The sequence below is a fragment of the Trinickia sp. genome (assembly GCF_057351765.1).
Genome location: NZ_JBMRBK010000046.1, coordinates 1 through 7,545, shown reverse-complemented (window position 1 = coordinate 7,545; position 7,545 = coordinate 1). Strand labels below are relative to the sequence as shown.

Below are 7,545 nucleotides of genomic sequence, written 5' to 3'. Positions count from 1 at the left end.
TCCGACCCTGCGACGGCCAAGCCGCACTTGCGGCGCATTCGCAGCTTCGTCACACGCGCCGGCCGCGTCTCCACGGGCCAACGCCGCGCCCTCGACGAGCTCGGGCCCCGCTTCGTCGTGCCCTACACGGGCGAGCCCGCCGATTGGAACGCGATATTCGGCCGCGAGGCTCCGCGCGTGCTCGAAATCGGCTTCGGGATGGGCGCGACGACCGCGGAGATCGCGGCACGGCGCCCCGGCGACGATTTCATCGGTGTCGAAGTGCACGAGCCCGGCGTAGGTGCGCTACTCAAGTTGATCGACGAGCAAGCGCTCACTAACATCCGCATCGTTCAGCACGATGCGGTCGAGGTGATCGAGCATATGCTGGCGCCCGCTTCGCTCGACGGCGTCCATATCTTCTTTCCCGATCCGTGGCACAAGGCACGCCACCATAAACGCCGATTGATCCAGCCGCCGTTCGTGGCGCAGCTGGTCTCGCGGCTCAAGCCGGGTGCCTATCTGCATTGCGCGACGGACTGGCAGAACTACGCGGAACAAATGCTCGAAGTGCTGGGGGCGGAGCCGTCGCTCGACAATACCGCGCAGGGCTATGCGCCGCGGCCCGAATATCGCCCGGTGACGAAATTCGAGCGCCGCGGGCTACGCCTCGGGCATGGGGTATGGGACCTCGTTTTCAAAAAGCGCGCCGGTTGACGCGCCGGCGCGTGCATGGCGCTGCGCGGATTCTCAAGCGCGCCAGTCGAGTTCGCCGCTGTAACCGATGACGAGCACGAGCATGCCGAACGCGATGCGGTACCAGGCGAACACGGTGAAATCGTGCGTGGCGAGATAGCGCAGCAGCCAGCGAACGCACACGAATGCGCTGACGAACGCGGCCACGGTCCCGACCGTCAGCACGCTGCCCGTGCCCACGAGCGCGCCGTGGCCATGCTTGGCGAGCTCGTAGAGCGTTGCGCCGACGATGATGGGAATGGCGAGAAAAAACGAAAACTCCGTTGCCACGCGCCGTTCGACGCCGAGCAGCATGGCGCCGATGATCGTCGAGCCCGAGCGCGAGACGCCGGGAATCAATGCGCAGCACTGCGCGCAGCCGACTTTGAACGCATCGAGCGGCCGCAATTCATCGAGCGAGCCGATCGAGGCGCCCGTCTCGCCGCGCGAACGCTCGCGCGCCTGCGCCCATAGAATGACGATTCCGCCCATCACGAGCGCGAACGCAACGGGCACCGGCGCAAACAGGGCCCGCTTGATCTGCGCCTCGAAGAGCACGCCGAGCAAGACGGCGGGTATCGTCGCGATGACGACATTGATGGCGAAGCGCCGCGCGCTGGCATCGGTAAAGAGGCCCGCGACGACGGCCGCAATACGCCGCCGATACTCCCAGCACACCGCCAGAATGGCGCCAAACTGGATGACGACGAGAAACGTCTTGGCGCCGCTGCCGTTGAAATCGAGCAGTTTACCGGCCAGGATCAAATGGCCGGTGCTCGAGACCGGCAGGAACTCGGTAATGCCCTCGACGACGCCGAGAACCACCGCCTTCGCGATCAGTATCCAATCCATCGAGCCTCCGGATGGCACCGCGCGCCGAGCTATTTCTCGACGATCTGAACGCGTATGCCGTTTGTAAGGATCGTGATTGTACCGGGTTCGAAGGTGGCACCGGCAAATTGAAGCTCTTCGGGTTTGAACGTGTAGATCGGATAGCCGTCCAGCCACTGTGCGGCGGCGAGCGCGCCGGCGGCTTCGATCTGCTGCCGGTAGGCCCGTGCCTCGCCGGCGACATCGACATGATCGACACTCGGCGAACGCAGCACGACAGCATGCTGCGCGCCGTCGTACTCGAGACGACTCGAGAGAGTCAGCGCGCCGTCCACCGGGTCTTGCAGGAACGGGCTGGCGACGTGCGCATCGACGGTGATCAGCACGCGGTTCGCGTCCGGCGCGAAGCCGACCACCGGATTCGTCAAAGCCAGATTGAACAACTGCGATACGTCGCGGCGGTAGGGAAACTTGCGTGCGACGGCGGCCTGCACCTGCCGCTGCGAGAACGTGTAGTGATCGGGGATGAAAGGAAACGTGCGGCTCGCGCAGGCGGAAAAAGGCGCGGCAAACGCGGCCGCGGCGCCGAGCGTCACAACCGTCCGCACGAATTTTCGTCGGTGCGAACGAACGACATCTGTCATGCAGCTTCTCCGTATCCAGATGATTGGGGGGCCGGCGCATCCGTGGCCGGCCGCGTCAGTTCCTCGAGCCGGGAAAGCCAGGCGAGCGCCTCCTTGCGCGAGGTGCCGCACATCTGCGCTTCCGGCTGCAGCCCCGAGCAGCATGCCGGACGCTCGGGGCGGCCGAAGATCGCGCAACGATTCTCGTCGTCAAGCTGGACACAGCGTACGCCCGCCGGCTTGCCGTGCGGCATGCCCGGAATCGGGCTCGTGATCGATGGGGCGATGCAGCAGGCGCCACAGCCAGGGCGGCACGCGTGCTGCTCACCGGTTGGCGGCGTCATCGATACATCGGCTGCCACAGCTTGGATCCTCGGTACATGAATGACGAAATCGGTTCGCCGCCATCGGCGTCCCGGAGCAATATCTCAAGCGGCATTGTGCCTGCGTTCGCGCCCAGATGCCCAAAGCCGCCGCCGCGCGGCCGACCTTGGTACAGTGGATGTTTTGCGGCATTCAGCTCGACGAGAACCGAATCATGCGCGGCACGAAGGCAATCTACGCAGTCGAACGACTCAAGACACGCAGCGGCAATAGCGCCTACGCCGCCCTGAGCCTGCCCGGCGGCGTTTTCCGCCTCGTCGATCGAGCGGGCGGTGCCGAGCGCACCGTCGGCGAGCCGATGCCGCTCGACGCGTTCGTCGCGTTCGTCGATTCGCTCTCCCCCGCCCAGCCGAAAAGACAAAGCAAGCTCGACGCGGCCTTCGACGCCCAGATCAAGCGCAGCCGGCGCTGAGCATCCCGGCCGACACGCCGCCACGGCCGGCGTGCCCCGCCCGGCGCGGATCGGCGGTTTGGTACAATCCCGCAGTTTCTCTCATTCAAGCTGTCGAACCGCTTTCGTCTCAAGCCCGTCAAGCCGCCATGAACATCGAGCAAGCCCGTTTCAACATGATCGAGCAGCAAATCCGCACCTGGGATGTATTGGACCAGGATGTGCTGAATCTGCTCTCGATCGTCAAACGCGAAAACTTCGTCCCCGCCGCCTATCGCGAGCTCGCCTTCGCGGACCTCGAACTGCCGCTGCCCGAGGGCCAGCACATGTTCGCGCCGCGCGTCGAAGCGCGCGTGCTGCAAGATCTGGCCGTCAAAAAGCACGAGAGCGTGCTCGAAATCGGCGCGGGCTCGGGCTATATGGCGGCATTGCTCGCGCATCGTGCCCGCCACGTCCTGACGATCGACATCAAGCCCGAACTCGCCGAACTGGCGAAGCAGAACCTCGCCGCGAACGGCGTGTTGAACGCCCAGGTCGAAACCGGTGACGGCGCTCGCGGCTGGATCGGCGCGGCGCCCTATGACATCATCTGTGTCTCCGGCGGTCTGCCGGTGCTGCCGCAGGAAATGCTCGAGCAGTTGAAGGTCGGCGGCCGCCTCGCCGCCTTCGTCGGTGTTGCGCCGGTCATGAAAGCCCAGATCATCACGCGCATCGACGAGAAACAATTTCGCGTGGCGGACGTCTTCGAAACGTATGTCGAGCCGCTCATCAACGCCGTCGAGCCGCCGCGCTTCAAGTTCTGACCCAGACAAAGGCCGCAATCCTTGCGGGGGCGGCACTGCCGCCCCGCCTATCGCCTATCCGACCGAGTGCCCAGATGCAAAACGTGACCGCCCCCGACCTCGCCCTTTGGCTGGCTGACGATTCGCGCCCCTCGCCCGTGCTGCTCGACGTGCGCGAGCCGTGGGAGCTCGCCACGGCCGCCATCGGCGGCACTGTCTCGATTCCGATGCGCGAGATTCCCGCCCGCAGCGAAGAGCTCGACGACGAGACGCCCATCGTCTGCATCTGCCATCACGGCGCTCGCAGTGCGAACGTGGCGATGTTCCTCGAATCGCGCGGCTTCAAGCAGGTGTTCAACCTGCAAGGCGGCATCGACGCCTGGTCGCGCCAGGTCGATCCGGCCGTGCCGACTTACTGAGTACACCGAAGCAACCCTTCCGAGCTCGATCTATAAACGCCGGCCGTCGCCGGCGTTTTGTCTTTCAGCGAGCTGCACCCTTCACCATCTTCACTCACGCCGCGCCTCATCTCTGCGCGCGAGGCACCGCAAAGAGGCGCGCGCGCCCGCATCGCGCACCAATTTCGCGCTTTCCCGCCACTCACCTGCTTGCTCTCTCGCGCCAACGCTGTGCGTGCGCGCCGTTTTCGTCGCTGGCACATAGCTTGCGATGGTCGGCGGGCCCAAGAGGCAGCACCTCTTCGGCCGTTTATTTAGCAGTCCTATCCCTATAAATCGCATCTCACCCACGGCAAGGGGAAGCACATGAAACGTCGCAGCTTGTTGAAGCTCGGCACGGCATCGAGCGCGCTCGCACTGGCAGGACAGATTCCGTTTGCACGGGCCGAATCGAAAGGCCCCATCAAAGTCGGCGTTTTGCATTCGCTGTCGGGCACGATGGCGATCTCGGAAACGTCGCTCAAGGACACCGCGCTGATGACGATCGCCGACATCAACGCCAAAGGCGGCGTGATGGGCCGGCCCATCGAGCCCGTGGTCGTCGATCCGGCCTCGAACTGGCCGCTGTTCGCCGAGAAAGCCCGCCAGTTGCTGACGCAGGACAAGGTCGCATGCGTGTTCGGATGTTGGACCTCCGTGTCGCGTAAATCGGTGTTGCCGGTCTTCGAGGAACTGAACGGGCTGCTCTACTACCCCGTGCAATACGAAGGCGAGGAGATGTCGCGCAACGTCTTCTATACGGGCGCAGCGCCGAACCAGCAGGCGATTCCCGCTGTCGAGTATCTGATGAGCCCCGAAGGCGGCGGGGCCAAGCGCTTTTTCCTGCTCGGCACCGACTACGTCTATCCGCGCACGACGAACAAGATCCTGCGCGCGTTCCTCCATGCGAAGGGTGTGAAGGACGCCGATATCCAGGAGGTCTACACACCGTTCGGCCACAGCGATTATCAAACGATCGTCGCCAACATCAAGAGCTTCGCGCAAGGCGGCAAGACGACGGTCGTCTCGACGATCAACGGCGATTCGAACGTGCCGTTCTACAAGGAGCTCGGCAACCAGGGGCTCAAGGCCACGGACGTGCCCGTCGTCGCGTTTTCGGTGGGCGAAGAGGAGCTGCGCGGCATCGATACGAAACCGCTCGTCGGTCACCTCGCCGCATGGAACTACTTCATGTCCGTCAAAGCCGGCGAGAACACCAAGTTCAAGTCGCAGTGGGCGGAATGGGTGGCTTCGCAAAAGCTGGCGGGCGGCACGAAGCGCGTCACCAACGATCCGATGGAAGCGACCTTCGTCGGCATCCATATGTGGAAGCAGGCTGTCGAAAAAGCCAAGAGCACCGACGTCGACAAAGTACGCACGGCCATGATCGGCCAGACGTTCAATGCGCCTTCCGGCTTCGTCCTGTCGATGGACGGAAACCATCATTTGCACAAGCCCGTGATGATCGGCGAAATCCGCGGCGACGGCCAATTCAACGTGGTCTGGAAGACCAAGCAGGCCATCCGTGCGCAACCGTGGAGCCCGTATATCGCCGGGAACCAGGGCAAGCCCGATGTGGTTGCCTCGATTCCCGGTTTCCTGCGCCGGCGCGCCGTCGCATAACACGGCGTTCGTTGCCCACCTGATGCCGCTCTGAAAGAGCGGGCGCGCCGCACGCGTCGCCGCGCCGCGCCCGCTCTCTCGAATCGCATCACGCATTCCCGCTCAACTTCCCACGGCGCGTCATTCATGATCGCTCGCTTACGTTATTGCCTGTGCGCTGCGCCGCTCCTGTTCGCGCTCGTCGTCAGCGCCGCTCATGCGCTGACGCCCGCCGAGCTCGCACCGCTCGCAGGCGACGATTTCGAAGAAAAATCGGCGGCCATCGACAAGCTCGTCGCCATGCACGATCCTGCTTCGTTAGCAGTCCTCAACGCACTGGCCGACAATCGCGCGCTGGCCGGCACATCGGCTCAGGTGCTGATTCAGGACAGTGACGATGCCGACCACGCCCGCGATGCGATAACGGGTAAGACAGTCGCAATCGGCGATGCACAGCCGATCACGCTGAACAACTTGTTGCGCAGCAAGGTATCGGGCGCGCTGGCGGGGCTTCGGCTCGCCTCACCCGACCCGCAGGCGCGCCGCGCAGCGATCGAGGCATTGCTCGCCACCCCCGATCCGTCGATGAAGCCGCTCATCGACAGCGCCCGCGCGAAAGAAACCGATCCGGCGCTCAAGCGGCGCCTCGATACGCTCTGGGCCATGACGGCGCTTTCCGACCGCGATGCGGCCAAGCGCCTCGAAGCCGCTACGCTCGTCGCGGCCCGTCGCGACCCGGACACGTATCTCCTGCTGCGTCCGCTCGTCGCGAAACAGGCCGACGGCAGTTTTGCCGAACCGGACGCACGCGTGCGCGAAGCCGCGCAAAAAGGGATCGACGCGCTCGATTCGATGGCACGCGAAAGCCGCATCGCCGGAACGATCTTCGCGGGCATCTCGCTCGGCAGCGTGCTGCTGCTCGCGGCGCTCGGGCTCGCCATCACGTACGGTGTCATCGGCGTCATCAACATGGCGCATGGCGAATTCCTGATGATCGGGGCGTATGCCACCTACCTCGTGCAGAACGTCTTTCAACGCTACGCACCCGGCGCCTTCGACTGGTATCCGCTCGTGGCCGTCCCCGCGGCGTTCCTCGCCGCGGCGGCGGTCGGCATCGTCATCGAGCGGCTCGTCATCCGGCATCTGTATGGCAGACCGCTCGAAACGCTGTTGACGACGTTCGGCGTCAGCCTCGTGCTGATGCAGGCAACGCGTTCGATCTTCGGCGCGCAAAACGTGCAAGTTGCCAATCCGCATTGGATGACGGGCGGCGTCGCGTTGTTTCCCGATCTGATCCTGCCGTACAACCGCCTCACGATTCTCGCTTTCTCGCTGGCCGTCATCGCCATCGCGTGGGCCGTGCTGACGCGCACGCGGTTGGGACTCTTCGTGCGCGCGGTCACGCAAAACCGCAATATGGCCGCCTGCGTGGGCATCAAGACAGCGCTCATCGATTCATACGCGTTCGCATTCGGCGCCGGCATTGCCGGGCTCGGCGGCTGCGCGCTCTCGCAAATCGGCAACGTCGGCCCCGATCTCGGGCAAAGCTATATCGTCGACTCGTTCATGGCCGTCGTACTCGGCGGCGTAGGCCAGCTTGCGGGCACGGTGCTCGGCAGCTTCGGCCTTGGGCTGCTGGCCAAGGCGATCGAGCCGTTCTCGGGCCCCGTGCTCGCGAAAATTGCCGTGCTCGTGCTGATCGTGCTGTTCATCCAGAAGCGTCCGCAGGGGCTGTTCGCCCTGAAAGGACGCAGCGCATGAGGCAAGCCATGACTTCCACC

At 64.5% G+C, this 7,545-nt stretch carries 9 protein-coding genes; 6 read left to right on the top strand and 3 right to left on the bottom strand.

All coding sequences use genetic code 11. The features are described 5' to 3' along the window. Window positions 1-696 (top strand): tRNA (guanosine(46)-N7)-methyltransferase TrmB (trmB, locus tag ACO1XS_RS13060; protein ID WP_486390845.1); only part of this gene is annotated, 696 nt, incomplete at its 5' end. 33 nt (window positions 697-729) lie between these two features. Here trmB and ACO1XS_RS13055 read toward each other — a convergent pair. Genes ACO1XS_RS13055 through ACO1XS_RS13045 form a run of 3 tightly spaced genes read right to left on the bottom strand, consistent with a single transcriptional unit; the run spans window position 730 to window position 2,512 of the window. Beyond that, window positions 730-1,566: an undecaprenyl-diphosphate phosphatase gene (locus ACO1XS_RS13055; RefSeq protein WP_486390844.1), complete on the bottom strand. Its 837-nt coding sequence runs from the start codon at window positions 1,564-1,566 to the stop codon at window positions 730-732. Window positions 1,567-1,595: 29 nt separating this feature from the next. Beyond that, complete coding sequence (locus ACO1XS_RS13050; protein ID WP_331571597.1) at window positions 1,596-2,189, bottom strand: DUF1439 domain-containing protein; 594 nt, start codon at window positions 2,187-2,189, stop codon at window positions 1,596-1,598. Then, window positions 2,186-2,512, bottom strand: a complete 327-nt coding sequence (locus ACO1XS_RS13045) for a YkgJ family cysteine cluster protein (RefSeq protein ID WP_486390846.1) — start codon at window positions 2,510-2,512, stop codon at window positions 2,186-2,188. Before ACO1XS_RS13045 ends, ACO1XS_RS13050 begins: the two co-directional genes overlap by 4 nt. 194 nt (window positions 2,513-2,706) lie before the next feature. Between ACO1XS_RS13045 and ACO1XS_RS13040 the strand changes: the two genes are divergently transcribed. The 5 genes from ACO1XS_RS13040 to urtB all read left to right on the top strand — a co-directional run bounded on the left by ACO1XS_RS13040 (window position 2,707) and on the right by urtB (window position 7,525). Continuing rightward, a complete protein-coding gene (locus ACO1XS_RS13040) occupies window positions 2,707-2,964 on the top strand; it encodes a hypothetical protein (RefSeq protein WP_331571672.1) in 258 nt (85 codons plus the stop codon). A gap of 128 nt (window positions 2,965-3,092) precedes the next feature. Beyond that, entirely contained in the window at window positions 3,093-3,746 is a 654-nt protein-coding gene (locus tag ACO1XS_RS13035) for a protein-L-isoaspartate O-methyltransferase family protein (RefSeq protein ID WP_486390843.1), read from the top strand. A 74-nt stretch (window positions 3,747-3,820) separates the two neighbouring features. Further along, on the top strand, window positions 3,821-4,144 hold the full coding sequence (locus ACO1XS_RS13030) for a rhodanese-like domain-containing protein (protein WP_331571601.1): 324 nt from the start codon (window positions 3,821-3,823) through the stop codon (window positions 4,142-4,144). Between the two features lie 345 nt (window positions 4,145-4,489). Next, window positions 4,490-5,785: an urea ABC transporter substrate-binding protein gene (urtA, locus tag ACO1XS_RS13025; protein ID WP_331571603.1), complete on the top strand. Its 1,296-nt coding sequence runs from the start codon at window positions 4,490-4,492 to the stop codon at window positions 5,783-5,785. A 126-nt stretch (window positions 5,786-5,911) separates the two neighbouring features. Continuing rightward, entirely contained in the window at window positions 5,912-7,525 is a 1,614-nt protein-coding gene (urtB, locus tag ACO1XS_RS13020) for an urea ABC transporter permease subunit UrtB (RefSeq protein ID WP_486390842.1), read from the top strand. Window positions 7,526-7,545 lie beyond the last annotated feature (20 nt).

Coding starts and splice junctions, on each gene's coding strand:
- ACO1XS_RS13055 (WP_486390844.1), bottom strand. CDS start 1,566: ATGGATTGGATACTGATCGCGAAGGCGGTGGTTCTCGGCGTCGTCGAG.
- ACO1XS_RS13050 (WP_331571597.1), bottom strand. CDS start 2,189: ATGACAGATGTCGTTCGTTCGCACCGACGAAAATTCGTGCGGACGGTT.
- ACO1XS_RS13045 (WP_486390846.1), bottom strand. CDS start 2,512: ATGACGCCGCCAACCGGTGAGCAGCACGCGTGCCGCCCTGGCTGTGGC.
- ACO1XS_RS13040 (WP_331571672.1), top strand. CDS start 2,707: ATGCGCGGCACGAAGGCAATCTACGCAGTCGAACGACTCAAGACACGC.
- ACO1XS_RS13035 (WP_486390843.1), top strand. CDS start 3,093: ATGAACATCGAGCAAGCCCGTTTCAACATGATCGAGCAGCAAATCCGC.
- ACO1XS_RS13030 (WP_331571601.1), top strand. CDS start 3,821: ATGCAAAACGTGACCGCCCCCGACCTCGCCCTTTGGCTGGCTGACGAT.
- urtA (WP_331571603.1), top strand. CDS start 4,490: ATGAAACGTCGCAGCTTGTTGAAGCTCGGCACGGCATCGAGCGCGCTC.
- urtB (WP_486390842.1), top strand. CDS start 5,912: ATGATCGCTCGCTTACGTTATTGCCTGTGCGCTGCGCCGCTCCTGTTC.